Below are 25,220 nucleotides of genomic sequence, written 5' to 3' on the forward strand. Positions count from 1 at the left end.
TAAATAATGATACAACAATGGTGTAATAGGGTGATAGGCGATCTATCCCCTTTGTTTATTTTTTAGGCTCTTTTCGTAAAGATTGTTGTTTTTAAAACGAAACTATTTAAGGTTGATTGGAGCGGAAGTGCGAGACTCCTGCGGGAGCAGCGGGACAGGTGAGACCCCACAGGCGTTTACGCCGAGGAGGCTCACCGCCCGCCCCGCGGAAAGCGAGAAATCAACCACAACTCACTACCTGGTAAATAGCAACATAGTATGTGAAAACAGCCATTTTTTAACTGATTTCAGAGGTTAGAAAAAGCCCTAATATAGGTGCCTTAGAGTTTAATTTTTATTATATTTTTTGGCATCCTCACTATGTTCTCGGGGGTGTATTTATCTTTGGTTTTAAGTGCCCCATACATATTCAGGATTAAATTCGCTTGGAATAAGATCTGTTTTTTTGTAAGTTACGGGTTTTTCATTCTGCATAGTTATAGTTTTTTCTTTGTTCATTTCTAACGTTAGAAATGAAGTCTTATTTGAATCTTCACTATAGATTATAGCAGTTACCTTATTTCCGGTGGATTCGGTTAACTGTAAATGCTTTATGACTTTCTCTTTTCCCTTTTTCGGGATTTTTTGCAGTATATACTTGTCAGCACCTTTAATGTCGCTGCTGCCATTGATCATTATTAAAATTCATCATTTGTCCAACCGCCCGTCATATGATACTTTGGTGCACTGAAAGAAAGCTCTTTGTTCTGTTGTTTAGCATCTTGAACCTGGTTTTGTTGAGGTACGTCCGCTTCTTCCATATAATCTTGCCAAATATGACGTGTCACTACTTTTTGATGGTCTTTACTTTCGGTACACTTTGACAAAAATGGACATGTCACACAAATGTGCTTTGGTGAAAAACACAGTGCAGACCTCCATTAGCCGATATCGAGACCTTCTGCAATGAGGTCACCAGCTGCTGTACCCAAGGCGAAAGTGAACAAGATGGCCAACCAGTAGAACGCTTCTCGTTCAGATGTGTAGATAGTGTGAATGGACAGCGTCTTCTCACTTGCATACCAAGCCGCAAACGTCGCAAGCATTGCGATTGTGAAGATGATAGTTGCCGTCACCAGACCGACCCCGAGATTGTCCACAGATTGTCCACAGATTGTCGGTAATTAGCGTGCCTAAAACGCTAATCAAGTAAACCCTTGGCATATACTTACACGCTTTGAATTGGAAGAAAAGAGTTATGATCAAAAGGACACTCATTATTAAAGCAGAGTTGGTCAAGCCCAAGTTCAGATTTTCGATCAGGAAGTCTGCAGCCGTCTCCAATGATGACCTCAGGAAATTTGTTCAACATCTGACACCCGATGGATGGACCTTTTGCAACATTCATTATTGAATCCTCCTGATTTTTTCTTGTTTGAACCTCCTTAGCAAGTTCTGCTGTTCCTTAGAGACTATATATCAATTCAACCTTAATGCAACTTGAAAAAAGAATTAAAAATTAATTAAAAAGCGAAATAAAAAGCAAAATAATGCTAAATTGAAGGAAGAGCGTTTCAAGAATAATTGGAAACGATTAAAATACAGGACTTTGGAGCAAATATAAAGGGGATTGAATTATTTAGCGGAGGACAATTTTTTCGTGTTTAAGATGCAAGTAATATTCCTGGCTAAAATCGATAAACAATACATGAGGGTGTGAACTCCTTGCCATATACTACTCAAGTAGGAGGGTTTTAAATGAAACAGCGTATTCTGGTTGTAGAAGATGAAATCCAGATAGCGACGATATTAAAGATAGAACTCGAATATGAGGGGTATGAAGTGCTTCTTGCCCATACCGGCAAGGCGGGGTTGGAAGCTGCATTACAAGAAAAATTAGATTTAGTACTTTTAGATGTTATGTTACCTGAGCTGAATGGCATTGAAGTTTTAAGAAGGATCCGAAATGAGAACTCATTACTGCCAATCATCCTCTTAACAGCTCGCAATATTACAATGGATAAGGTAGCAGGACTGGATCAAGGGGCCAATGACTATATAACGAAGCCCTTTGAAATCGATGAGTTATTGGCAAGAATACGTTCAGCTATACGTCATAATTCAATAACTGCCAATGCTTTGAGAGAAGAGGAAACGATCTTATCAATAAAAGATTTATTCATTAATCTCGATACTAGAGAGGTTAAGAGGGGGGATTCTTCCATAGCGTTAACCCCAAAGGAATTTGATTTACTCATTTATTTACTATCCAATAAAAACAAAATCGTGACGCGGGAAAATATCCTGATGAATGTATGGGGTTATGAGTATGAAGGGGAGACCAATGTAATCGATGTGTATATCCGCCATTTAAGAAAGAAAACGGAAGAAGGTTTTTCTGACCCGACAATCATTCAGACGGTAAGAGGAATTGGTTATACTGTAAGGGAGAAATAAGTAATGAAAATTACAACAAAAATTAACCTGATTACTACGGCTTGGATACTCTGTGTGTTGGTTGCGGTCAATGCTGTTGTATTTTTTTCGTTTATGAAGATTACTGTAAATATGGAAGAGGATATATTACTTCATAAAGCGCAAAATGTCATTGCTGAAATACATATGGATGATACGCCCCATGAATTAAACAAAAAATTAACCACATATTTGACGAATCATTCATTTATAAGGATCATTCAACCTGATTCTAAAATCAGAAGCGAAGTGTCCAGCGACCATTATTTGCTTACGAAATTTAAAGGGGAATTTTCTACTAACCAAGAAGCGCATAGAAGTACAATTATACAAGAGCATAAAGAAGAACAAATATTAATCGTTAGGGTTCCTATCCAATCCAAAGGTAAAGTTGTTGGAACTTTAGAAATTGGAGATAGATTACTAGGTCTGGAATTAGGGAAGGATGTATTACTTTCCATACTCACATTTTGTACCCTATTAGGGGCGGGGCTATCGCTGCTAGGCGGCAGGTGGTTATCGAGTGTAATTATGAGACCAATTTCCAATATGATTAATACGATGGAGGATATTGAACAAAGCGGTATTCCGAAAAAAATCATCATCCAACAGGATACAAAAGATGAACTGCAAAAAATGGCTGTTACTTTCAATCGGATGATGAACAGGTTGGATGTGAATTTGGATAAACAGAGGCAATTCATTTCAGATGCTTCACATGAAATAAAGACTCCGCTAACGATAATAAAGAGTTATGCCGATCTCTTGCGCCGCCGCCGGATAAAAAGCGAAGAAAAGGCATTGGATGTTATAAATGTAATTCATTCAGAGGCAACCCGAATACAGAAAATGACGGAAAGGCTGCTGGAATTAGCCGATACGGAAATGGAAAATTCTTTAGATATTAAATCAGTGAATATAATAACTTTATGCGAGAACGTTTTTAAACAATTCAAAGAGGTCTATGGGCGAGAAATAAATTTTCATTATCAAGAAGATACCATTACGATTACAGCAGATGAATTGAAGATAAAACAGGTGATTATTATCCTTTTAGATAACGCAATCAAATATAGTACAGACAAAATTGATGTGTATGTAGAGGATCAGTTATACTCTACGGTCATTCGGGTAACAGATTATGGGATTGGCATTCCTGAGCATGAAATGGAAAATATCTTCGAACGCTTTTACCGGGTGGATAAGGCTAGAAGCCGGGAGACAGGCGGAACAGGGCTAGGTTTATCGATAGCCAAAAATATAATGAATCAACATAATGGGGAAATTAAAGTGGCCAGTATCGACGGAATAGGAACAGAGGTGGTATTATCCTTACCGAAAAGGTAATTTGCTGCTAAATACAAGAATGAGGTGTTCTGTGAGTGACACATATAGGGATAATTAGTCTGAGTATCATAGTATTGTTATTTCTTATTTATTCGATTTTCCCTACTGTAATTATTCGTGTATGCAGACTGGGAATTACCAAAAAAAACAAGAGGAATAATGGGATTGCCCTTACTTTTGATGATGGCCCTAACCCTGAATATACTATACAATTACTTGATCTTTTAAAAAAGTACGAGATAAAGGGTTCGTTTTTTGTTGTGGGCAGTAAAGTGAAAAATAACCCTGATATCATTAAACGAATGCATGAAGAGGGACATACAATTGGAATCCATCATTTTGATCATATTTCAAGCTGGATCCTCTCGCCCTTTCAGTTATCGAAACAGTTGAGTATGACGGAAAAGGCGATAATGGAATGTACGCATGAAAAAGTCACTTTTTATAGGCCTCCATGGGGCCATTTTAATATTTTTACGAAAATAGCCAGCAAGAAATATAAAGTGATCATGTGGTCAGACATTTTCGGAGATTGGAAAGTGGAAACATGCAGGAATGACCTGCTTAATCAATTGCGGACAACCTCAACAGAAAATTCGATTCTCCTGCTCCATGACTGTGGGGAAACCTTAGGGGCGGATAAAGAAGCACCAAGATATATGATTGAAGTATTGGAAATTTACCTAGAGGAAACCATAAAAAAGGGAACACAATTTATTACATTAAAAGACTTATAACTGATTCGAGGGGACTTTATGAACATAGATAGTATCCTGCATTTTATTGACTTATATGGATATCTTATCATATTTCTTTTTTTATTAATGGGCATTGTGGGGATTCCCGCTCCAGAAGAATCTCTTCTATTTCTAATCGGAGTCCTGATTGGGCAAAATAAGCTCTCATTTGGTTTAGCCGTGCTCAGTGCATTTCTCGGAGCCTTTATAGGGATGCTTATCGCGTATGTATGTGGGAAATACGTGGGGTATCCATTTATAAAAAAATATGGGAAATACGTGGGCATTACCAATGATCGCTGGGAGAAAGTACAGAAAAAGTATATGAATAATACTAAAAAAACGATTGTGTTTGGATTTTATTTACCTGGAATAAGACAAATCAGTCCGTATTTCGCAGGAATCAATAACATTCCCCTGTTCAAATTTATTCTCTTTTCCATGCTAGGCACGTTTCTCTGGACTGTCCCTCTTATAGTCGCAGGGTATTATATAGGTAATGCCTTTCATATAAATCCGGAATATGTTCCACTTTTAGGTGTCGTTTTCTTAGTCTTTTTACTGATATATACTTTTATCAATTATATGAAGAGGAAAAAAAAGAATAAATTACCGTCCCGATTGGATTAACCAATGTACTATAATTGGTTCCTAATCGGGCTATTAAGTTTAGGGATTAGGGCTTATGATACCATGAACATATCATTAAAAATTGATTAAAAAGAAAGGTTTTAACAAAAACAGTGATATATTGTAAGGGGAAAAAAGATCTTGAACATACAAATATACTTTTTTCTCAGTACGTATCCATCGATTAAAAGAATGATTTTTATAGGGGATGACATATATGAAGAAGGTTTTGTTTTTACCTCTCTTCCGCATGCAGTCGGGACATCATCAAGTTGCAGAGGCCTTAATGGATTTGTTAAAAAAACATACAAACGGAGTCATTTTGAAAAAAGTGGATCTGCTAAGTTATACGAATAATTCTTTAGAAAAAATGATAACGACGGGATATTTGAAATGGATTCGTTATGCACCTGAAACCTATAATCTCGCCTACAAAAACCTTTTTTACGCTAACTCGAAAAAGGAACGTCCATTTAAATGGTGTCAACATATATTCTTGAAGAAAATGGAACAATTGATAGATGAGGAAAATCCTGACTTAATTGTGTGTACACACGGATTTCCTTCCCAACTCTTAAGCCAGTTAAAATTAAAAGGGAAATGCAGTGTCCCAATTATCAACGTGTATACGGATTTCTTTATTAATAATGTCTGGGGAAGCAAAGGGATTGATTTTCACTTTATTCCAAGTCAAGAAATGAAAGAAAAGCTATTAAGCAAGAATCAAATACCGAAACATAGTATAATGGTGACTGGTATTCCTGTGCATGAGGAAATCACTAAGAAGGCCAGTGGTTTAAAAAACACCGATCGGCCCAAAGTTTTAATCTCGGGAGGAAATAGTGGCCTGGGCGGGATATTGAATTTAGCTGGTGAGTTAAAGAAATCAACCAACTTTGATTATTTTGTACTTTGTGGCAACAACAAAAAGCTATTTGATGAGATCAAAACATGGGATTTAGCTCATATTAAACCAATACCGTATATTTCATCAAGATCGGAAATGAACGAACTTTATGAAGAAGTGGATGTAATCGTTTCGAAACCAGGTGGTGTCACCATTAGTGAAGCACTTCGAAAAAGGCTTCCGATTTTTGTCCATTCGATGCTTCCGGGACAGGAGGAAATTAATCTACAGTATTTAAAAGACAATAATCTTGTATTTGAAATCAATCGCAAATTATCATTTGAAAAACAAATGCTTAATATATTAAAGGACCATAAAAAAATGGATCAATGGGATAAATCCATCGAAACCTATCAAAAGGAAATGGAATGGGAAAACCCTGAGGAAATGGTGGGCATTATGAAATCGATTCTTAACCTTAAACAAGTCAATAAGCCATCCTATCTCACAAATCAGTCAAAAGTTATTTATAGCTAAGGGTCATTCTATTATCCGTGTCGCCAGTGGCCCATTAACAAGTGGAGTTAATAACAACATTTGTGATCCGTTTTGAGAAAAGCGAAAATGAAAGAGAGAAGTTGAATTATGAACGACTTTATCCAAACTATTTTACTTACACTCATGGATTATGGGTACCTAGGAATTACCCTTGGTCTTATGATTGAAATTATTCCAAGTGAGATTGTATTATCCTATGGTGGCTTTTTAGTTTCCCAAGGCAGCATAAGTTTTGTTGGGGCGGTTATTGCTGGAACGATTGGAGGAACTATCGCCCAAATATTTGTTTATTTAATCGGATATTATGGCGGAAGACCATTTTTAGAACGATATGGAAAGTATATATTCATTCACAAAAAACATATCGAACTAGCGGAATCTTGGTTTACTAACTATGGGCCAAGCGTGATTTTTACGGCTAGGTTCATACCGGTTGTCAGACATGCTATTTCGATTCCAGCAGGGATTTCCAAGATGTCCTTAATGAAATTCACGAATTATACGCTACTAGCTGTACTTCCGTGGTCTATACTTTTTGTATTCCTCGGGATGAAGCTAGGAAGCAATTGGGGACAGATTAACGAGATGGCCAAGCCATATATCCAGCCAATCGCAGTGGTGGCGGTTCTCATTATTGCCGGAATGATCATTCGTGGATTCATGAAAAAAAAGAAAAGCAAAGTCTCATGAAGATGATGGATTAGCCCGCAAAGGTAACCAAGATCGCTACACATTGGAATGTCCTGAGTTTAATGTGAAACCAAGAAATACGAATATAGTTAATCCCACGCATTCTGATTAATCTTTTTTCAGAATGCGTGGGATTCTTTTATGATTGAATCAATGTTTAATTTAACTTTATTTCAAACTTTAAAATCCTTCTGAAAGATACTCCACTTAACTCACCGCTCTTCCATTGAGAAATACGACCGCGCACACTGGTTACAGCGCATAAAGTAAAGCCATATGTCGTTTCAAGCCAACTCCATGCTTTACGAGCTTGGTTGTTCGGGACACAATGAGTCAGCAATAAAGATAATAATAGCGCTAATCAGACCGGACTCTCCCTTCCAAATCTCAGAGTGATTTCATATGCTGCATCGCAAGCTAACGTCATTTTTAAAAAAATGTTAGCTTGTTTTTTTTGTCATATTTGGAGATCATCCTATATTGGATTATTTCGTAAGCTTATTTCGTTTTTCGGAACAGGAATAATCGTCAGGTGTTTAGACTGCTGCCGGTTTGGGAGTATAGCTTGGACACCTGAAACAATTGAGCAGCTGTGGCGTTCGCGGGCTTGGTACTCTAAATATTTTTCGCCAAATACATGCCAATAAGCAGAGAACAGCCAATACTCCAACTTCGATTATCGGCGTCATAATAAACTTCACGAACGCATAGGAACCCTTCGGAAATGTCATATGACATTTTTGCACTTGTGCGGTTGACAGAAGAAGCTATACGATGCGGATATTACACAGAGAGGAGTGATGGACCTTATGAAATCAGGTTTCATCCAAAATGGTTATTTTTTATTGTTAACTTTCGTTACAGGCTTGTTTTACTTTTGTTTTTACATGGTAGCACTGTCGTTCAGTTTAAGTCTTTCATTTACGGTGGTCGGCATTCCACTAGTTTTACGCGTATTGCGAACTACTACAACGTTCATCCAATTCGAGCGCACACAGACGAAAATCTATACCGATATTACGACGGCCCCTTACGACAGAATAGTAACAACGGATGCAACGGTCTGGGCTCAAGCCAAATTAGAGCTTACGGATCGCCGCAACTGGTCTGCCGTCATTTGGTTAATGCAGAAGTTCGTGATCGGGCTTTTCAGTCTCGTCAGCGCAGCCGTTCTCTATTTAGCACCTCTTGCATTCCTGGTTGCACCACTATTGTATCGATACGTCAATATGCATGTCATTTTTATGGAGGTAGATACTTTTGCGAAATCACTCCTTATAATGGCTGTCGGAGTGGTGCTTACTGCAATAAGCTTCAAGCTTGCAGATGTTTTGGCGAAGAAATTGGGAGGTTATACACGAATGATGATTAGAAAGCTAAACCAATAAAGGATCCTGTTTCCGGACTTTGTGTAAGGGCTGCAGTGTTAACTAGAAAAATATGTCATTTATCGAAGGTTAGGTCTATAATATAGGTTACAAAACAGAAGGCTACTTAGGGGGTGGACGACTTGTTGGATATGGTTAAACAGTGGTTTTGGTTTGATTGGATTATGTTGGCGCTCCGCCTTATTACTAGCGTTTCATTCATCCTGACGACGATAAGTTTTCAGGAAGGTCTAACGCTGCCGCTTTGGATCGTTATTTTTTGGGAGATTGCCGTCTTCTCCATTCCTTGGGTCTGCTTGCTGCTCAACTACAAATATTATTTGTTCACGGAAATACTGCTATATGGCGGACTATGCATATTTTTAACCTCATTGTTTCCGGATGCTTATTCTACATTTATTGTATCGGCGTTTCTTATCGCTGCAAACAGCAATCATCCTTCCTATCATTGGACGGCTCCGGCAACGGTCTTGGTGATGCCCGGAATTTTCCATGCGGTTTCGCCAAGCAACAGCTATTGGGTCATGATCACCTACTACGGACTTGCTTATGTGTTGGGATTCGCTTTTCACTTATTGATCGTCAATCATCGGCAAAATGAAACGATCCGTAAACAAAATGCGGTGCTTGAACAATATATGTCCCAAATCGAGCGCATTACGCTGGCAGAAGAACGAAGCAGGCTGTCTAGGGAGCTCCACGATACAGTCGGCCATGCTTATACTTCCATCATCATGGGAATGGAAACGTTGCGCCCCGAGCTTGCTAACGAAACGGGTATACAGAGGCTTGATTCCTTGCTTGAGATGGGCCGCAAAAGCATCGAGGAAGTGAGGGGATACTTGCATCAAATGGAGTCTCCTCAGCAGTCGCTTTCCTTGGTCCAGTCCCTGCAAAAGCTTGGAGATGAATTTCAGAAGCATGCCCAGGTCGATGTAAGCTTTCGGTTGTTCGGAGAGGAGTACCAATTGTCCCTTCAAGCGAAGATGGCGTTCATTCGCTGCTTGCAGGAGTCGCTTACGAATGCTGTTCGTCACGGGCAGGCGACGGAAATCACCGTTTCTCTGCAATTCGAGCAGCAATATACGAGGCTGGAGGTGCACGACAACGGAAGAGGGACAAAAGAGTGGCGGGAGGGCTTCGGCATGAACGCGATGAAGGAGCGGGCGATGAATTTGCAAGGTCAAGTGTCCGTCTATACGAATTCCGGGGACGGGACGCTTGTCGCCTGTACTTTGCCGCGACAAGCGGAAATGGCAGACGGGCTTATTCGCCTGTTGATCGTCGACGACCAGCCGTTTATTCGGGAAAGTCTGCGGACGTTGCTCGACAGGTACTAGGATCTGAACGTCGACGGCTTGGCCGAGGATGGCGAACAAGCCGTCGACCTGTGCGGGCGCCTTCAGCCCCATGTAGTGCTTATGGATTTGGATATGCCGGGCATGGGCGGAGCCGAGGCAACCAAAATGATCAAGCAGCAATGGCCGAATATCCGCGTATTGGCTCTTACGACGTTCCAGGACTCGAGGCAAGCGTTGGACTTGCTGCGCAACGGTGCGGACGGCTTCCTGCTGAAATCGACCGAAACGCTCGAGCTGGCCAATACGATTCGGCTCATTCACCGGGGAGGCACCCTAATCGATCAGGGGATGTCCCATAAAATATTCGAGAAATTCGATGATAGCATCAAATCACCGCAACCGAATGCCGCAGACGACTATGACCTGACGACCAGGGAAATAGAAATATTGCAGCTTGTTGCCAAAGGGCTCCGATACAAGACGATAGCTTCCAAGCTGTATTTGTCGGACGGAACGGTCAGAAACTACGCCTCCTCGGCCTATTTAAAGCTAGGAGTCCGTAACAAAGAAGAAGCCGTCCAGAAAGCGTTGGAAATTGGAATCACTAATAGCTAGAATACCAACGAAAGCTATGCTCGGCTACGAATGTAAGGCATAAGGGAACGAGCATTAAAATATGGGCAAAATAAATGGGAGAATAGGGAAGGTCTCCCTAATACGTTAAGAAACCCAGAATACTTGAATGCTAAACTGAAAGATTTATATTGGAACAGGGCACTGATTTTGCCTTGAAGAAGGATGACCTTGATGCGATTCTTTTTCCTTCCTACATAGGTTCCACCATTTGCGCCAAAGCGGGGTATCCGTCCATTGCGGTACCTGCTGGTTTCATGAAAAGAGGCGGCCCTTTTCGTGTGACAATCGCCAGCACCGCTTTTAGTGAAGGGTTATTGATAAAACTGGCATATGCCTTCGAACAGGCTCCATTCACAGATGAAAGCCTAATTTACAAGCAGCATCAAATGGAAGAAACATTAACTAAAGGGAACGTGTATGAAAAAAGGAGGCTTTCATGAGAAAGGTCGAAGTCGTTTCACATAAGAAAGTATGGTCCAAGCTATTTCAAAATGAATGCAAAAGATTACAGGATATTTTCGGGCATGAAATGATGAATTTATACCATATTGGCAGCACGGCCATACCTGCGATCCATGCCAAGCCAGTAATAGATATTTTGGCAGTAGTTAAAGATGTGGAATGTGTCGCTGATTTTAATAAAGAGATGGAACGGATAGGTTATGATGCTAGGGGTGAGAATGGCATCGCTGGACGAAGGTTTTTTCTTAAAGGCGGGGATGAGAGGACACACCATATTCACATGTTTCAAAAAGGGCATGCGGAAATTTCCAGACACCTCGCCTTTCGGGATTATATGCTGGCACACCCTTATGAAGCACAAAAGTATAGTCAGCTGAAACAGCATTTGGCAGCGGAATTTCCAGATGATATCAACGGGTATGTAAACGGGAAAAATGATTTTATAAAAGTGGTGGATGAAAGAGCGAAACAATGGGCGAAGCGTGGGGATCATCATGTTGATGAAGTGGATTAAATGCCAAGTGAATGTGGAAAACAAGCATGCATTTTCTACAGCACAAAAGGGATGGGGAGAGTTGCTCCATTGTGCTGGTTTCATGGGCCAAATCGGAGGGTGGAATAAAAATGAGCCACTTGAAGCAGGGATTCTCTCCGTATGGAAAGACCTCCATACCTATCAACGTTTCATGCGGCATCAACATGATGATTTATTCTTGAAGAGTGACCAAAGAAGTACTTATACAAAAATTTCTGTCGATATATTCGAGAAAATATTCAATATAGGAACTACAGATATTACCGCTTTTTTTGGCAAGGGGGTACTACTTCGAGTGACTGACTGTTATGTTGAAAAAAATAAACAAGCCCACTTTGAGCAGATGCAAAAAGAAGTATGGAACAAAGGGATGATGCACTCACCGGGCATTTTGTCAGGTACATTCGGTAAAAAGCAAAACGGGAGATATATGGTCGCCTCATTATGGACAATGAATATTCATATCAACGGTACGTGGATAAGGAATACCCTGCCTTGATAAAGGAATCGGGAGTGAAAGATTCAACCCAACGTATTACAGGAAGCTTAATTGAATTGCATCCAAAGTGGGCGGTCATTTAAATGATGGCTAACTTCAATGCTAAAAATCTATTTTACAGAAGGTGATTACTAATGAAACTAGATTATGATTCACAGTACATAAGGGGCATCTACCTGAATAGGGACCGAATATCTTCGTATGACCATTTCCCTCTTGATCTGCCGGTTATCAGGCACCTTCAAGAAGTGGCTTTTCATCCCAGTGTTACCTATGTTATCGGGGAAAATGGAATGGGGAAGTCCACCTTGCTTGAAGGCATTGCGATTGCGTATGGCTTCAATCCGGAAGGCGGAACGTTGAATTTCAATTTTTCCAATTATGATTCACACTCCAATTTGGACGAATACCTCCGTTTGAAAAAGGGTGTGTACAAACCGAAGGATCATTTTTTCTTTAGGGCGGAAACCTTTTATAATTTAGCTACGAATATAGAGGAATTGGACAGGGAGGCATCGGGACCGAAAATCATCGATTCCTTCGGTGGAAAATCGCTTCACCAGCAATCTCATGGGGAATCGTTTTTTTCTGCTTTTGTAGAACGATTTCAAGGCAATGGATTGTACATCCTCGATGAGCCTGAAGCTGCTTTGTCGCCATTAAGACAAATATCGATGTTAGCCAGGATAAACGAGCTTGTTAAACAAGGTTCCCAATTCATCATTTCCACCCATTCCCCGATCATCATGGCCTATCCAGATGCTAAAATCCTTCAAATATCAGATGAGGGTATGAATGAAGTGACTTTAGAGGAGTCCAATCACTATTTGTTGATGAAACAGTTTTTTGAAGATAAAGATCGGCTGCTTCATCATCTATTTCAATGAGCTTGTAGCATCTTCAATGGAAAACCCCGTCTGCACTGCTCATTCGGGGTTTTCATTTTGTTGAAAATTATGATTGACAGCTTAGGTGTATTACAGGTATAGTACATCTATAAGTGTATGAACCACTTAGTACATACACAGGTGACTACATGTAAATTAGATTTTTTCCTAAATAATAGGGGGTGGTTTTATGAACGTTAATACCCGGGAACCGGTATATCTGCAAGTCGTGAGACATTTTAAAGAACAAATAGCCATTGGCAATTTCGTAGCCGGACAGGAGATTCCTTCCCGAAGAGAACTAGCGGCTTCACTGAATATTAATCCTAATACAGCACAAAAAGCGTATAAAGAAATGGAGGAACAGGGCTTGATTCATACAGAAAGAAATTTTCCAAGTCAAATCACGACTAATGAAACGATTTTACAGGCTGTTAGACAGGAGCTAATTCTTGCAGCTGTTGATTCTTTTGTTGATGCTATTCGTCCGATTAATGTGCCGGTTGATGAGCTGCTTCAAGTGGTTAAAGAAAAATATTCGGAAGAAATAAGGGAGGGGGATGAAAAATGATAGAAGTAAAACAAATCTCTAAGAAATATGGACGGAAGACAATCTTAGATGGTGTTTCATTTACAGCCAATAAAGGCGAAGTTACTTGTCTGATCGGGATAAATGGTGTCGGTAAAACGACTACACTCAAAGCGATCATGGGATTGACGCCATATAAAGGTGAAATCCTGATCGATGATCAAAAAATGACACATAACAGTTATGAAAAAATCACGTTCATTCCGGACGCACCGACCATGCTTCCGCAAATGACCGTTAAACAGGCTATGGTTTTCATGAAAGATTTCTATACGTCATGGAACTCAGAAAGAGCTAATCAATTATTGGGATTTTTTAAACTGAAAGAAGAGACCCCCATTTCCGAGTTGTCTAAAGGGAACACAGCTAAGCTAAACCTAATGCTGGGGCTGTCCCTTGACGTGGATTATGTACTGATGGACGAACCATTTTCGGGAATTGATATGTTTAGCCGCGAGCAAATTGCCGATGTCTTTGCGAGCCACCTTATTGAAGATAGAGGAGTCATCATCACGACCCATGAAATCGGCGATATTGAACATTTGATCGATAAGGTCATTTTATTGGATAACGGTAAAGTCCTCAAAGAGTTCAATACAGAAGAAATGCGTGAGGATGAAGGGAAATCGGTAGTCGATGTAATGAGAGAGGTGTATCAAGCATGATGCGATATTTAAAGCTAGTGAACTTTGAAATCAATCGTTTTAGTAAAATATATATATCCTTATTGTTGATAACCTTGGTTTCGCAATTTGCTGGCGTGATCATCGTAACGAAAAGTCTTCTTAATAATGCCAGGGAGATCATCTCAAGAGAAAAACTATCGGAAGCCACTTATATTACCCAATATGGAGGAGGCATTGATTTTACCCATATCGTCAATACCCTCTGGTTTCTAGGACCGATCGCGCTGAGTGCCGTTGCCCTGATTTTTTACATTTTTCTTATTTGGTATCGTGATTGGTTTGGAAAGAATACGTTCATTTATCGTCTATTGATGTTACCGACATCCAGATTATCAATCTACCTTTCCAAAGCCACGGCCATCTTCTTGATGGTGTTAGGATTGATTGCTTTCCAGATTATCATTTTACCCATGGAAAATGCCCTATTTAATTCATACGTACCTGAATCGCTCTTGAATGAAATGTCAACTTACGGCATTACGAAATTCATTCCGATTTTGTCATTGATAATCCCTAGCTCGTTCACGCAATTCCTGCTTTCCTATGGCATAGGTCTTATGATCATGTCGATATTATTCACGGCGATCATGTTTGAAAGAAGTTTCCGCATAAAAGGAATCATTTTGGGCTTGGTGTATGTCGGGATCTCTGCTGCAGTGTTTTTAACTCCTGTTTTCGTAATGGAGAGTGGTACTTTCTATTTTTACCCTAATGAAATACTTGGTCTGCAGCTCGCCTTAGGAATCATTTTGACAGGATTATCGATTTGGCTTGGTTCCTGGTTATTGAAAAATCGCGTTACGGTATAACAACTATTAAAGGAGAGTGACAAGGTGAAACGTTATATATGCAGCATCATTATTGGAATGGTTGTCATCTTAAGCATCGGGACCTATTATGTCAAAGTAGCTTCCTCCGCTTCCGGCCTTCCAAAGTATAATTTCAAGACGCTAGAAGGCAGTGATAAAGAGCTTGATCCGGTAATAATACATGGTTCACTCGAAGTTAATCCCAGATATGAACCATTAACGATTGAATCCAATCAATCCATATATGCCAGCGAACGGTCTTACTTTGAAAACTTATCTGGAATACAAGATTTTCAAATTGAAAGATTGATAAAAGAACATCGTTCATTTATGCGTGGTAGGGATTCCATTAATTCTTTATATGAAGACGATGATTTCCTGGCTTACGCCTCGGTGAATGAAGATTTTACAAAGAACGGAAAAATGGAAGCGGAGTTTGATATCGGTTTGCTGGAGAAGAAAGGCGAGGATGAAACTTCTTTCAAAATTGAACTTCCCGATCAAGAGAGAATCATGAATGTTGTTGTCAGGGATGTGCAGTTGGTCCATTCAAAACTGCAGGTTTTAACGATGAATGATGTTAATTCAAACGATGAAAAGCAAACAATAGAGGTTCATCTGTATACGATCGATTTAGCTAATAAGAAAGTTTTGAGTGATAAAACCCTTTTATCTGAAACTTTTACTGATCCCAATCAAGTTGATCTTGAGATGCCAACTGATATTGCACCTTCCCAGCCAAACAACATGGTATTAATTTCGTTAATTAAAGGGGTAAATCATGAGGATGGCTTTAAGGAAAAACTAAAGGAAAGCAAGCTTTTATCTTATAATTATGATACGGAAAAATTAGAAACGGTTAAATTGCCCAAAAAAGAATCGCTTAGCCCGGACGTGGCAAGAGGTGGATATGCGGATGGGAAAAAACTTTACATAGTTGATACCAAGTCCGATAAATATCACATTAAGACGTTTGATCTAAGCAGTCAAAAGATAACGAATGACATGGAGCTAGATCTAACTGTTAATAAAAGAGAACAAGACTTCGCTGCCTTTAAGAATGGGCGTGTATACTTCCTGTTAGGCAGCGGAAGGGATCAAGAGGGCGTTTTAACATCCAAGCCTGCCCAACTTCTAATTACCGATTATAAGACTGGAAAGACTTTATATAAAGGTGAAACAGTCACAAATAAAAAGAACGGCAAAAATTATGGTTTTAATATCGAAAGCATGGAAGTCAAATAAGGGATGACTATCACTAAGAAGCTGTCTCAAAAACTTTTGAGACAGCTTCTTTTTATAGTGAAGGACGAATTATCGTACATGAAGGACGCACAAAAATCGTGAAAAAAGGGATATCCTCCAATGGGATATCCCTTTTTCATTAAACGGAAGCCAAGTTCGCTCTGGCTGCACGTTCTTTCCTGCCGTGCAGGAAGTAGTAAAGAATGGAAGTTGCGATGACCACACCGCCAAGGATGACATACAGTGTGCTGTACCCTGTTACTGGAATGATGAATCCCAGAATATAAGGGCCGAATCCAAGTCCTGCATCAAGCATGATAAAGAAGGTGGATGTTGCCATCCCCATACGGTGGGGCGGTGTCAGCTTAACGGCAATCGCCTGCGAGCTTGATTGCATATTACCGAATCCGAGGCCAATGAGGAAACCAGCTGCCAGTAAAGTGAAGCTATTGGTTGTTATGCTTAGAAGGAGCAAACCGACTCCGAAAATCAAAAAGGCTGGATACATAATGAAGTTCGATCCTTTCCGGTCCATTAACGGTCCTGAGAAGGGGCGTGATAATAATACGGCTACTGCGTAAACAACAAAGAAGAAGCTTGCCGTATTGACCAGATTGATTTCGGTGGCATAGAAACTGATGAAAGAAAGGACGCTGGAATAACAGAATGCCAATAACAGAGTGATGATTGAAATGGGCAGTGCCTTAGGTTCAATGAAATTGGAAAGCTTGAATCCTTTGCTTTCAGTCACTTTTGCCGTCACTTTCAATGCCGGGACATTAAGGAAGAATGCAGTAACCAAGCTGATCACCCCTAAAGCCAGGCAGAAACTGAATATCACTTGGAAGCTTGTATGTTGAGCCATATACAGACCGATGAAAGGGCCGATTGCCGTCGCAAGTGTCGCGCTCATGCTGTAGTAGCCTATGCCTTCTCCTTTTCGTGTTGCCGGGATGATCTGGGCGACGATCGTTCCTGTCGCAGTACTCGCCATACCCATCGCCATACCATGGATCAGGCGGTTAACGAGCAAGAAGCCAATTCCGAGATCCACAAAATATAGAAGTGTTGTCAAAGTGAAAAAGATCAATCCGATGAATAATGTTTTCTTGCGGCCGATTGAATCAATGAAACGGCCGATGAACAGACGTCCGATTAATGTACCGATTATGAAAATACCCGATATGAGTCCGGCTTGGCTTGTAGAAGCATCCAATTCATTTACGGCATAGATGGCAAGTGTCACCATCAGTAAATAAAAGATTAATGTTATGAAAAAATTGATGGAAGAAACGATGACAAAGTCCTTTGTCCACAGTCTAGGTCTGGATTGTTCCATTTTATTATCTCCTTACTTTATAATGTTATTTCTTATTTCGCCCATAATGCGTATGGCTGCGAGTTGTTCCTCTTCAGTGATCCCCTTCAAGATGTCCTGTTCGTATTGATCGATTGTCACGCGGACTTCACTGTAGAGCTTTGAGCCAAGCTCAGTAAGCCGCATTCTTTTTTCCCGTCTATCTTTACTTGGCACATGCTCGACATATCCCAGCTCTTCCAGACGGGTAATGGTCCTGGTGATTGTGGGCTTTTCCACACTCTGATAATTGGCAAGCTCTACAAGCGTTGCCGAACCATAATTGGATAAGTAATGTAAAATGGACCATTGCGCCCTGTGTAAATCATGCTTGTTTAGCTGTATATTTAGATTATTTTCAAAAGGCCGGTACATTAGCAATAATTGCTGAAAGAATTTTTGGTAAGTCTTTATCAGAAACACTCCTTATAATATATAGTTACCTTAAGTAATTGTTACCCTGAGTAACTATAATAACAAAAATCATTCATTATGTCCAATTGGGCTTGGAGTGTTAATTTTAAGGGTTTTTGAAAAGGTGAGGGAGAATATAGGAGAAGATGTGAAGCAAGTACGATTTAAGCCCAATTCACGAGTAAAAGCGCCAATTCACGAGTAAAAGCACGAAATTCACGAGTAAAAGCGCCAAACTCACGAGTAAAAGCACGAAATTCACGAGTAAAAGCACGAAACTCACGAGTAAAAGCACGAAACTTACGAGTAAAGGCCCAAATTAAAGGGGGATGAAAAGTTGTCAAAGGGATTTCTACATCATATTGAGCTGAATGTTTCAAATTTACATAGGACCGTTGATTTTTGGGGCTGGTTTTTGGAGGAAATCAATTATGAGCCATTCCAGGAGTGGGAAAGCGGGAAGAGTTGGAGATTGGATGACATGTACATTGTTTTTGTACAAGCGGAAACTAGGTTTCTTGACATTCCCTATCATAGGGGACGAGTGGGTCTTAATCATTTAGCCTTTCACGCCACCTCCCGTCAACAGGTTGATGAGATCACTAGAAAATTAAGGGACAGGGGAGTTACCATCCTCTATGCAGACAAGCACCCCTTCGCCGGTGGGAAGGAACATTATGCTGTATTTTTCGAAGACCCGGATAGGATGAAAGTTGAATTGGTGGCACCTTAAGTATTTTCGTTAAATTGGTAAGATGAGGGAAATGGCTAAGCAACCGCACTATCTGAAAAATAAAGGCTAACGACATTTAGCTTTTGCTAGCCCTTAATATCTTATTCCCTTTTCTGATTAAATTTTAGCTGTTGGGAAAGTTTGCCGGTTCGCTTGTTTTCTAATTAAAGATGGTTAGTTGTATATAAATTTCCAAGTTGTTGGTATAGTTTGGGTATATTGTCTATAGGTGGTGATATTGTCAGTGAAATACTTTGTCCAAATAATAATCGCTGCATTTTTCCTTTTACTTTTTTCATTTTGTACCTGGTATGAAGGCAGCGAAATTCTGGATAATCCTTGGGAATGGAGATATTCAACTCACTTTTCACAGATGTTGAATGATCAAGTGATGGATGATCAAGATATTTCGAATTTGGACTATTTCGTGTATGCAGCAAAATTCAAACCGGTATTTCCGGTTTTGATGGTCCTAACGTCTTCGTACTTAATCATACTTACGGGTTATGCCCTATTCAAAAGAAGCAGTAAAAAAATAGCACTATTTTTGGCTGGATTTGGCGTCCTTTTTCTGATTTCGAGTGGTTTTGTATCCAATTCCCCAACTGTGGGAGGGAATATCTTTCAAGCTTTCTTTCTGATAAGCGGTATGATGGCCATAATGGGTGCCGCTCTATATTATTTCCGGGTGCCTAAAGAAATCAAGACCGATTTTTAAATTCACTTCATGCTTTTTTGCGGAGCTGCCATACGGGGCGGCTTTTTTATTTGGGCAATATGGAAAGCTGGTAAGGAGACACAAAATGACCAAAATTAATAGCCATTCTTCTAAAAAATATTAATGCCCGCACATTTTAGAAAGCTGTTATGCTGTTTAAACAGGCTTTTGAAATTCGGACAGGGAATGCCACATGGCGCAAACTTCATTCAGATCTGTTTGTAGCAAAGCAACGTGATTACTTGAATGATCCTGTTTACATGTTGCTGTACTTTTAGCCAATGCCCTCAATGGTCTTTAATGATTTTAAGAATAAAGTGAAAAGGTGATAATATGTCAGGCAAAATCAAAATTGAACAGCCGAAGATCCCCCATGACTTAACTCAAGCGAACTTTCAGGAAATATATTATAAAGATGAGCCATATCTGGATACCTGTATCATAAGCAATTGTACGATCGATAGAGAAAAGATGGACCAAATCGTATTATCACAGGTAGTTTTTAAACATGTGATATTCAGCGATGTATCATTCAGGAATATTGAGCTGACGGATGTCGTTTTTGACCATTGCGATTTGACGAATGCCGATTTCATGGGTGGCTCGATTCATCGGGTGGAATTCAAAGAGTCCAAACTATTAGGCATTAATCTTTCTGATGCCAGTTTAGGGAATGTCTCCTTTGAGAATTGCAATTGTAATTTAAGTGCTTTTGGTTATGCCGCATTAAAACAAGTGAAGTTCGATCATTGCTCATTGGAAAGTGCTGATTATTATGATTGTAAATTCAAGAAAGTGATGTTCGATACATGTAAATTAAATGAAGTGAACTTTTCCCGGACACCGCTAAAAGGAATTGATATTAGCAGTTCTACATTTCAAAGGCTTACCGTATCCCTGGAGGATTTAAATGGATGCGAAGTTTCCCCTGACCAAGCAATAGGCTTTGCAGCCATGTTTGGACTGAAAATTAAAGAGTGAAACTTTTTAAGATGAAAAGTGAGTATGATTTTAAGGAATGTAATCGCCTTATCGCATATTATGCTACAAAGCATGCATTGCCAGGAAGAGCGTAAGGCAAATGTACTGCTCTCTAAGCGGGGGACCACCAATTTGGTGGCCTTTTTTGAATGGAATTGTTTACGTCCAATTAATGGAACTTATTACATATTACGAACGTAGTACTAACCTTGAAAGTATTAATAACACTTACCAATAAAATAATATTTACAAAAAAGAGAGGTGAAACCTTTGGCTTTACATTATCAAGAATATGGTGATAAGAGTGCTATTTTTACATGTGGCGGAGTGAGTAGTTGGATCTGGGAATACTTTACTCATTATCATTGCATAGTTCCAGACTTACCTGAACATAGACTAAGCAATTATGAAATGAATTTTTCTATAAAAGGTAGTGCAGAAGAAGTAATTAAATTAATCGAAGAAAAAGCAAGCGGGAAGAAAGTAATCCTAATTGGGTTTTCTCATAGCCATGTAAATGAAGAGTGCAGAATATTTGCATAAATACTGTATTTGTTTACAATATTTGTTAGGTGGGTTGGGGATTTTAAGGGGGATTAGACTTTGATTATCAATAAGGTCACCTTGTACAGTCATGCATTGAATGATATGCGGGAATTTTATGTTAATGAGTTAGGATTCGAGTTACTATCGCATACAGATGATGGTTTTGAAATTAGGGCTGGGGACAGTGTACTTGAAATTAAAAAATACCATCTCCAAAAAAAGCCTTTTTATCATTTTGCCATGAACATACCGACCGATTTATTCACTTTGGCAAAAGCATGGGCGAATTCAAAGGTGGAATTGACAAGCGAAGATGATGAGGACGAAGTTTATTTCAGCTATTCAGATGCACATGCCTTTTATTTTTCAGACCCTTCAGGCAACATTGTTGAGTTCATATCCAGGTATTCCGTATCACCCAAATCTGGGGCTGAGTCTTTCTCAGCTCAAAACGTCCTGTGCATTAGTGAAATGAACATTACGACGAATGAAGTGAGGGCTTTGGGGAATCAGTTAATCAGTTTCGGCATACCAGTAAGGAGTGGTGAACCAATAAGAGAAGATGGATTGAATTTCATGGGGGAGCATGAAGCAGGAGCGTTTTTACTTTTAGGTCCAAGGAAACGGCGCTGGTTCTTTTCGGATAGAGAGTCCGAAATCTTTCCGCTTTCGTTAGTCATTGATCAGCAAATAGATATATCATTGGATGGCGAAGGATTCATGGAATTGAAAAAGATGAAACTGACCAAGGGGGAAGATTGAGATGTTCGGAATTTGGAATGATGTAGATTTATATTTTAGTAATAAACTTCATACGGAAGATCCGATCATGAATTCGATATTGAAAGCGAATGCAGAAGCAGGGCTGCCTGCCATTGATGTATCTCCAAACCAAGGGAAATACCTTCATTTACTGGCAAAAATCAGTGGAGCGAAAAATATATTGGAAATAGGGACGCTTGGAGGTTATAGCAGTGTTTGGCTCGCGCGTGCATTGCCGGAAGATGGGCGGTTGATAACGCTTGAATACGAGGCTAAGCATGCAAAAGTGGCGGAAGCCAATATCAAAAATGCGGGATTGGCCGATAAAATCCATATAATGGTCGGGGCGGCGCTCAAAACCTTGCCAACCCTTCAAGAAAAAGGATTATCGGGCTTCGACCTAATTTTTATTGATGCTGATAAACCTAATAATCCCGAGTATCTTAAATGGGCATTGGAACTTTCACGGCCTGGGACCGTCATCGTAGTCGATAATGTCATCCGCGATGGAAAAGTGATTGATCAGGATAGCAAAGACCCGAGTGTGATGGGTGTACGGACATTCATAGATAGGCTATCCGAAGAACCGCGAATCGATTCGACCGTCTTGCAAACTGTTGGTATGAAAGGATATGATGGTTTTGTTATCGGGATTGTAAAAGAGTGAAGCTTCAAAAGGCGTTATAAAAGAATCGTAGGATCCTTGAGATATAATCAATGCTTCCAAGAAGAAGGTAATTTATGCTGAACATGATCATTCTCCTATCAAGTTACTTAATAGGTTCCATCCCATTTGCTCTGGTTATCGGCAAATTGTTCTATAGTACCGATATTCGTGGATATGGGAGTGGGAATCTTGGCGCAACCAATAGTTTTAGGGTATTGGGCAAAAGAGCGGGGACGGTAGTAGCCATTGCTGATTTAATGAAAGGTTCCATCGCCTGCTTCCTCCCTATGATGCTGCATTCAAACGTTTCCCCAATACTATGCGGCTTACTTGCCATAATTGGGCATGCCTTTCCTGTTTTTGCGGGATTTAAAGGGGGCAAGGCCGTGGCAACATCAGCGGGAGTGCTTTTATTTTTAGCTCCATTAGGTACATTCAGTGCTTGCATCGTTTTTTTCATTAGTTTGCTGACTTCAAAATATGTATCTCTCAGTTCGATTTTGGGGAGCATTTCCATATTGATTTACAGCCTATTATTTGAAGGCAGGCTCATCACTGCACTCTCTTCATTCATTTGCTTATTCGTCATCATTTTACATAGGGAAAATATAAAGAGAATATGGAAGGGCACGGAAGCAAAAGTGGGCAGAATCTTTTAATGGAACCTCGCTATTGAATCATTCGCAGCAGGAAAAGAAGTACATAAAAATGTTTATGTTTCACGCTCAAATTCATATCACCATAATCCAAGGAGCCAACCATGAAAAAAAGAGCAAGCTTATTAATAGCTATGGGCGTGATCGTTTTTGGAATCATCGCCTGGATTGCATTAGAATCTCAAACAAAGAAAGAACTGGACAGTAAAAGGCCCTTTCCACAGCATACAGTCTATCAATCAGGAACGATAAAACCTGACAATCTATCACAAGAAGAGCTGGATGATGATGTAGCGGATTTTTACAAAGTCTGGAAAGATGAATATCTTAGGCAGCCTGCTGATAAAAAGGATGAATATTATATTTTTTACAATGATAAAGGATATGCCGAACCCAAGAACGCAGTGACCGTTTCTGAAGCGCACGGTTATGGGATGATGATAACGGCAATCATGGCAGGCAGCAAGGACAGGCAGTACTTCGATGGGCTTTATCGTTTTTATAAAGCGCATAAAAGTGATAATGATTCTTCATTAATGGCGTGGCAGCAAGTAAAGGATAAATCGGGCAAAATCATAAATACGCCAGGGGATGCCGATTCAGCAACGGATGGCGATATGGATATCGCTTATTCGTTATTATTGGCTGATCGCCAATGGGGAAGTGAAGGGGAAATCAACTATCTTGCCAGAGCAAAGGACATCATGGATGCAATCATGTCGAATGAGATAAATCGGTCGCAGTCCCTGATTAAACTAGGGGACTGGGCGGAAGATGAAGATGATGTATACGGACAATCGACTCGTTCATCGGACTTTCTTCTCAATCATTTGAAGTCCTTTGAGGCGGCAACTGGGAATCATGAATGGCAAGGTGTAACGGATAAGGCTTATGAGATCATTCAATCCATTTATAAAGAAAAAAGCGGCAATACAGGCCTCATGCCGGACTTCATTGTACAATCCAAGGGAGGATACCAGCCGGCACAAGCTGACTTTTTAGAAGGGGAGAATGACGGCAATTATAGCTGGAACAGCAGCAGGACCCCTTGGCGCTATACGCTCGATTACTTACTTACTGGTGATGAAAGAGCGCTGCCGCAATTAAAGAAGATGAATAATTGGATTAAGGAGGAAACGGATGGGAACCCTGAAAATATCCAATCCGGCTATACTCTAAACGGAAAAGTCTTAGAAGAAGGAAATAGTACAACCTTTGTTGCTCCATTCATGGTCAGTGCCATGGTTGATTCCTCCAATCAGCAATGGATCAACCGATTATGGAAAAGGACGATACAGGAACAAGAAGATGATGACTATTTTGCCAATACGATAAAATTACAAACAATGATTGTTGTTTCAGGTAACTGGTGGGCGCCATAAACCCGATATCGGGAATAATTAAGGTTGAAAAAGGAGTTTGATGATGAATGAAAAAGGTCACACCTTTCTTGATGTTCCAAGGAAATGATGCAGAAGAAGCCATGAATTATTACACATCTTTAATTGAAGGATCGAAAATAACCAGCATGATTCGGTATGGAGCGAATGAAGCAGGTGCAGAGGGAAGTATCATGCAAGCTGCCTTTACCTTGAAGGATCAGGAGTTTATGTGCATCGATAGCAATATTAAGCATCAATTTACGTTTACACCTTCGTTTTCAATATTCCTTACATGTGATACGGAAGAGGAAATTGACAGGATTTTTGCGAGTTTAACTGATGGCGGAGAAGTGCTGATGCCATTAGGCGATTATTCCTTCAGTAAGAAGTTCGGATGGGTATCCGATAAGTTCGGTGTTTCCTGGCAACTTACTCTCCCAATATGAATGAAGTGAAAAGGCCACTGGATAGTGGCTTTTTTTCAGTTTGTTCGGAAAAGTACGGTGACGGTCGAAAAAAGTGCTCCGGCTGAAACAACTGGATCGTATTTAAAGAAAGGCTGTTTTCACATACTATGTTGCTATTTACCAGGTAGTGAGTTGTGGTTGATTTCCCCTCCAGATGCTCGCTTTCCTTGGTGCGGGCGGTGAGCCTCCYCGGCGTAAACGCCTGTGGGGTCTCACCTGTCCCGCTGCTCCCGCAGG

Annotated in this window: 32 protein-coding genes and 3 pseudogenes; 26 read left to right on the forward strand and 9 right to left on the reverse strand. The window is 40.1% G+C overall.

Annotation, left to right across the window (positions count from 1 at the left end):
- Window positions 1-85: 85 nt before the first annotated feature.
- Window positions 86-298 (forward strand): hypothetical protein, encoded by a 213-nt coding sequence (locus AC1DVK_RS08200; protein ID WP_477626217.1) that lies wholly within the window; start codon window positions 86-88, stop codon window positions 296-298.
- A 92-nt stretch (window positions 299-390) separates the two neighbouring features.
- Here AC1DVK_RS08200 and AC1DVK_RS08205 read toward each other — a convergent pair whose 3' ends face one another.
- The 5 genes from AC1DVK_RS08205 to AC1DVK_RS08225 are packed head-to-tail and all read right to left on the reverse strand — an operon-like array spanning window position 391 to window position 1,387.
- Window positions 391-675 carry a hypothetical protein gene (locus AC1DVK_RS08205; protein WP_477626218.1) on the reverse strand — a complete coding sequence of 95 codons (285 nt, stop codon included), beginning with the start codon at window positions 673-675 and terminating at the stop codon, window positions 391-393.
- Between the two features lie 2 nt (window positions 676-677).
- Window positions 678-866, reverse strand: a complete 189-nt coding sequence (locus AC1DVK_RS08210; protein WP_410863725.1) for a hypothetical protein — start codon at window positions 864-866, stop codon at window positions 678-680.
- A gap of 54 nt (window positions 867-920) precedes the next feature.
- On the reverse strand, window positions 921-1,115 hold the full coding sequence (locus tag AC1DVK_RS08215; RefSeq protein WP_477626219.1) for a hypothetical protein: 195 nt from the start codon (window positions 1,113-1,115) through the stop codon (window positions 921-923).
- On the reverse strand, window positions 1,051-1,284 hold the full coding sequence (locus tag AC1DVK_RS08220; protein ID WP_477626239.1) for a hypothetical protein: 234 nt from the start codon (window positions 1,282-1,284) through the stop codon (window positions 1,051-1,053). The genes AC1DVK_RS08215 and AC1DVK_RS08220 overlap by 65 nt, the downstream gene beginning before the upstream one ends.
- The gene (locus AC1DVK_RS08225; protein WP_477626241.1) at window positions 1,208-1,387 is read right to left on the reverse strand and encodes a hypothetical protein; all 180 of its coding nucleotides are present in this window, start codon (window positions 1,385-1,387) and stop codon (window positions 1,208-1,210) included. The genes AC1DVK_RS08220 and AC1DVK_RS08225 overlap by 77 nt, the downstream gene beginning before the upstream one ends.
- Window positions 1,388-1,737: 350 nt before the next feature.
- Here AC1DVK_RS08225 and AC1DVK_RS08230 point away from each other — a divergent pair, with 350 nt between their 5' ends.
- The 16 genes and pseudogenes from AC1DVK_RS08230 (at window position 1,738) to AC1DVK_RS08305 (ending at window position 16,300) form a co-directional block, all read left to right on the forward strand.
- Window positions 1,738-2,436: a response regulator transcription factor gene (locus tag AC1DVK_RS08230; RefSeq protein ID WP_410863722.1), complete on the forward strand. Its 699-nt coding sequence runs from the start codon at window positions 1,738-1,740 to the stop codon at window positions 2,434-2,436.
- 3 nt (window positions 2,437-2,439) lie between these two features.
- Window positions 2,440-3,801 carry an ATP-binding protein gene (locus tag AC1DVK_RS08235; RefSeq protein ID WP_477626220.1) on the forward strand — a complete coding sequence of 454 codons (1,362 nt, stop codon included), beginning with the start codon at window positions 2,440-2,442 and terminating at the stop codon, window positions 3,799-3,801.
- A gap of 35 nt (window positions 3,802-3,836) precedes the next feature.
- Window positions 3,837-4,538 carry a polysaccharide deacetylase family protein gene (locus AC1DVK_RS08240; protein WP_410863720.1) on the forward strand — a complete coding sequence of 234 codons (702 nt, stop codon included), beginning with the start codon at window positions 3,837-3,839 and terminating at the stop codon, window positions 4,536-4,538.
- A gap of 18 nt (window positions 4,539-4,556) precedes the next feature.
- Window positions 4,557-5,168, forward strand: coding sequence for a DedA family protein (locus AC1DVK_RS08245; protein ID WP_477626221.1), 612 nt, complete (start codon window positions 4,557-4,559; stop codon window positions 5,166-5,168).
- Window positions 5,169-5,385: 217 nt separating this feature from the next.
- Window positions 5,386-6,552 (forward strand): MGDG synthase family glycosyltransferase, encoded by a 1,167-nt coding sequence (locus tag AC1DVK_RS08250; protein WP_477626222.1) that lies wholly within the window; start codon window positions 5,386-5,388, stop codon window positions 6,550-6,552.
- Window positions 6,553-6,660: 108 nt separating this feature from the next.
- Window positions 6,661-7,263, forward strand: a complete 603-nt coding sequence (uptA, locus tag AC1DVK_RS08255) for an undecaprenyl phosphate transporter UptA (RefSeq protein ID WP_289336945.1) — start codon at window positions 6,661-6,663, stop codon at window positions 7,261-7,263.
- Between the two features lie 809 nt (window positions 7,264-8,072).
- Complete coding sequence (locus AC1DVK_RS08260; RefSeq protein ID WP_477626223.1) at window positions 8,073-8,651, forward strand: sensor domain-containing protein; 579 nt, start codon at window positions 8,073-8,075, stop codon at window positions 8,649-8,651.
- Window positions 8,652-8,773: 122 nt separating this feature from the next.
- Window positions 8,774-10,567, forward strand: a pseudogene (locus tag AC1DVK_RS08265) (response regulator).
- Window positions 10,568-10,606: 39 nt separating this feature from the next.
- Window positions 10,607-11,028 (forward strand): annotated as a pseudogene (locus tag AC1DVK_RS08270) (hypothetical protein); the annotation flags it as partial.
- Window positions 11,025-11,564, forward strand: coding sequence for a GrpB family protein (locus tag AC1DVK_RS08275; RefSeq protein ID WP_477626224.1), 540 nt, complete (start codon window positions 11,025-11,027; stop codon window positions 11,562-11,564). The pseudogene AC1DVK_RS08270 and the gene AC1DVK_RS08275, both read left to right, overlap by 4 nt.
- Window positions 11,551-12,084: a YdbC family protein gene (locus tag AC1DVK_RS08280; protein ID WP_477626225.1), complete on the forward strand. Its 534-nt coding sequence runs from the start codon at window positions 11,551-11,553 to the stop codon at window positions 12,082-12,084. Before AC1DVK_RS08275 ends, AC1DVK_RS08280 begins: the two co-directional genes overlap by 14 nt.
- Before the next feature lie 134 nt (window positions 12,085-12,218).
- On the forward strand, window positions 12,219-12,971 hold the full coding sequence (locus AC1DVK_RS08285) for an AAA family ATPase (protein WP_477626226.1): 753 nt from the start codon (window positions 12,219-12,221) through the stop codon (window positions 12,969-12,971).
- A gap of 190 nt (window positions 12,972-13,161) precedes the next feature.
- Entirely contained in the window at window positions 13,162-13,542 is a 381-nt protein-coding gene (locus tag AC1DVK_RS08290) for a GntR family transcriptional regulator (RefSeq protein WP_061465243.1), read from the forward strand.
- Window positions 13,539-14,225, forward strand: coding sequence for an ABC transporter ATP-binding protein (locus AC1DVK_RS08295; RefSeq protein WP_061465241.1), 687 nt, complete (start codon window positions 13,539-13,541; stop codon window positions 14,223-14,225). The genes AC1DVK_RS08290 and AC1DVK_RS08295 overlap by 4 nt, the downstream gene beginning before the upstream one ends.
- Complete coding sequence (locus tag AC1DVK_RS08300) at window positions 14,222-15,055, forward strand: hypothetical protein (RefSeq protein WP_410863712.1); 834 nt, start codon at window positions 14,222-14,224, stop codon at window positions 15,053-15,055. The genes AC1DVK_RS08295 and AC1DVK_RS08300 overlap by 4 nt, the downstream gene beginning before the upstream one ends.
- Before the next feature lie 24 nt (window positions 15,056-15,079).
- Window positions 15,080-16,300, forward strand: a complete 1,221-nt coding sequence (locus AC1DVK_RS08305) for a hypothetical protein (RefSeq protein WP_477626227.1) — start codon at window positions 15,080-15,082, stop codon at window positions 16,298-16,300.
- Window positions 16,301-16,439: 139 nt separating this feature from the next.
- Here the strand turns inward: AC1DVK_RS08305 and AC1DVK_RS08310 are convergent, their stop codons facing one another.
- The 3 genes from AC1DVK_RS08310 to AC1DVK_RS08320 all read right to left on the reverse strand — a co-directional run bounded on the left by AC1DVK_RS08310 (window position 16,440) and on the right by AC1DVK_RS08320 (window position 18,415).
- A complete protein-coding gene (locus AC1DVK_RS08310; protein ID WP_477626228.1) occupies window positions 16,440-17,639 on the reverse strand; it encodes an MFS transporter in 1,200 nt (399 codons plus the stop codon).
- 12 nt (window positions 17,640-17,651) lie between these two features.
- A complete protein-coding gene (locus AC1DVK_RS08315; RefSeq protein WP_377386057.1) occupies window positions 17,652-18,071 on the reverse strand; it encodes a MarR family winged helix-turn-helix transcriptional regulator in 420 nt (139 codons plus the stop codon).
- A 164-nt stretch (window positions 18,072-18,235) separates the two neighbouring features.
- Window positions 18,236-18,415, reverse strand: coding sequence for a hypothetical protein (locus tag AC1DVK_RS08320; protein WP_477626229.1), 180 nt, complete (start codon window positions 18,413-18,415; stop codon window positions 18,236-18,238).
- Here AC1DVK_RS08320 and AC1DVK_RS08325 point away from each other — a divergent pair.
- The 9 genes from AC1DVK_RS08325 to AC1DVK_RS08365 all read left to right on the forward strand — a co-directional run bounded on the left by AC1DVK_RS08325 (window position 18,409) and on the right by AC1DVK_RS08365 (window position 24,962).
- Window positions 18,409-18,804, forward strand: a complete 396-nt coding sequence (locus tag AC1DVK_RS08325; protein ID WP_284469487.1) for a VOC family protein — start codon at window positions 18,409-18,411, stop codon at window positions 18,802-18,804. The two genes, AC1DVK_RS08320 and AC1DVK_RS08325, sit on opposite strands and share 7 nt — an antisense overlap.
- Before the next feature lie 244 nt (window positions 18,805-19,048).
- Window positions 19,049-19,522 (forward strand): YjdJ family protein, encoded by a 474-nt coding sequence (locus tag AC1DVK_RS08330; protein ID WP_477626240.1) that lies wholly within the window; start codon window positions 19,049-19,051, stop codon window positions 19,520-19,522.
- A 333-nt stretch (window positions 19,523-19,855) separates the two neighbouring features.
- Complete coding sequence (locus AC1DVK_RS08335) at window positions 19,856-20,503, forward strand: pentapeptide repeat-containing protein (RefSeq protein ID WP_477626230.1); 648 nt, start codon at window positions 19,856-19,858, stop codon at window positions 20,501-20,503.
- Window positions 20,504-20,773: 270 nt separating this feature from the next.
- Window positions 20,774-21,046, forward strand: coding sequence for an alpha/beta fold hydrolase (locus tag AC1DVK_RS08340; RefSeq protein ID WP_477626231.1), 273 nt, complete (start codon window positions 20,774-20,776; stop codon window positions 21,044-21,046).
- 60 nt (window positions 21,047-21,106) lie between these two features.
- Window positions 21,107-21,811 carry a glyoxalase gene (locus AC1DVK_RS08345; RefSeq protein ID WP_477626232.1) on the forward strand — a complete coding sequence of 235 codons (705 nt, stop codon included), beginning with the start codon at window positions 21,107-21,109 and terminating at the stop codon, window positions 21,809-21,811.
- A 1-nt stretch (window position 21,812) separates the two neighbouring features.
- Window positions 21,813-22,478 (forward strand): O-methyltransferase, encoded by a 666-nt coding sequence (locus AC1DVK_RS08350; RefSeq protein WP_089362737.1) that lies wholly within the window; start codon window positions 21,813-21,815, stop codon window positions 22,476-22,478.
- Between the two features lie 74 nt (window positions 22,479-22,552).
- A complete protein-coding gene (plsY, locus tag AC1DVK_RS08355) occupies window positions 22,553-23,137 on the forward strand; it encodes a glycerol-3-phosphate 1-O-acyltransferase PlsY (RefSeq protein WP_061465219.1) in 585 nt (194 codons plus the stop codon).
- Between the two features lie 101 nt (window positions 23,138-23,238).
- Window positions 23,239-24,516, forward strand: coding sequence for a family 8 glycosyl hydrolase (locus AC1DVK_RS08360; RefSeq protein WP_477626233.1), 1,278 nt, complete (start codon window positions 23,239-23,241; stop codon window positions 24,514-24,516).
- 47 nt (window positions 24,517-24,563) lie between these two features.
- Window positions 24,564-24,962 carry a VOC family protein gene (locus AC1DVK_RS08365; RefSeq protein ID WP_377386039.1) on the forward strand — a complete coding sequence of 133 codons (399 nt, stop codon included), beginning with the start codon at window positions 24,564-24,566 and terminating at the stop codon, window positions 24,960-24,962.
- On the opposite strand, the pseudogene AC1DVK_RS08370 reads toward AC1DVK_RS08365, so the two are convergent.
- Window positions 24,946-25,220, reverse strand: a pseudogene (locus AC1DVK_RS08370) (hypothetical protein); the annotation flags it as partial. The gene AC1DVK_RS08365 and the pseudogene AC1DVK_RS08370 overlap by 17 nt on opposite strands.

The sequence above is a fragment of the Peribacillus sp. P4_B1 genome (assembly GCF_056402395.1).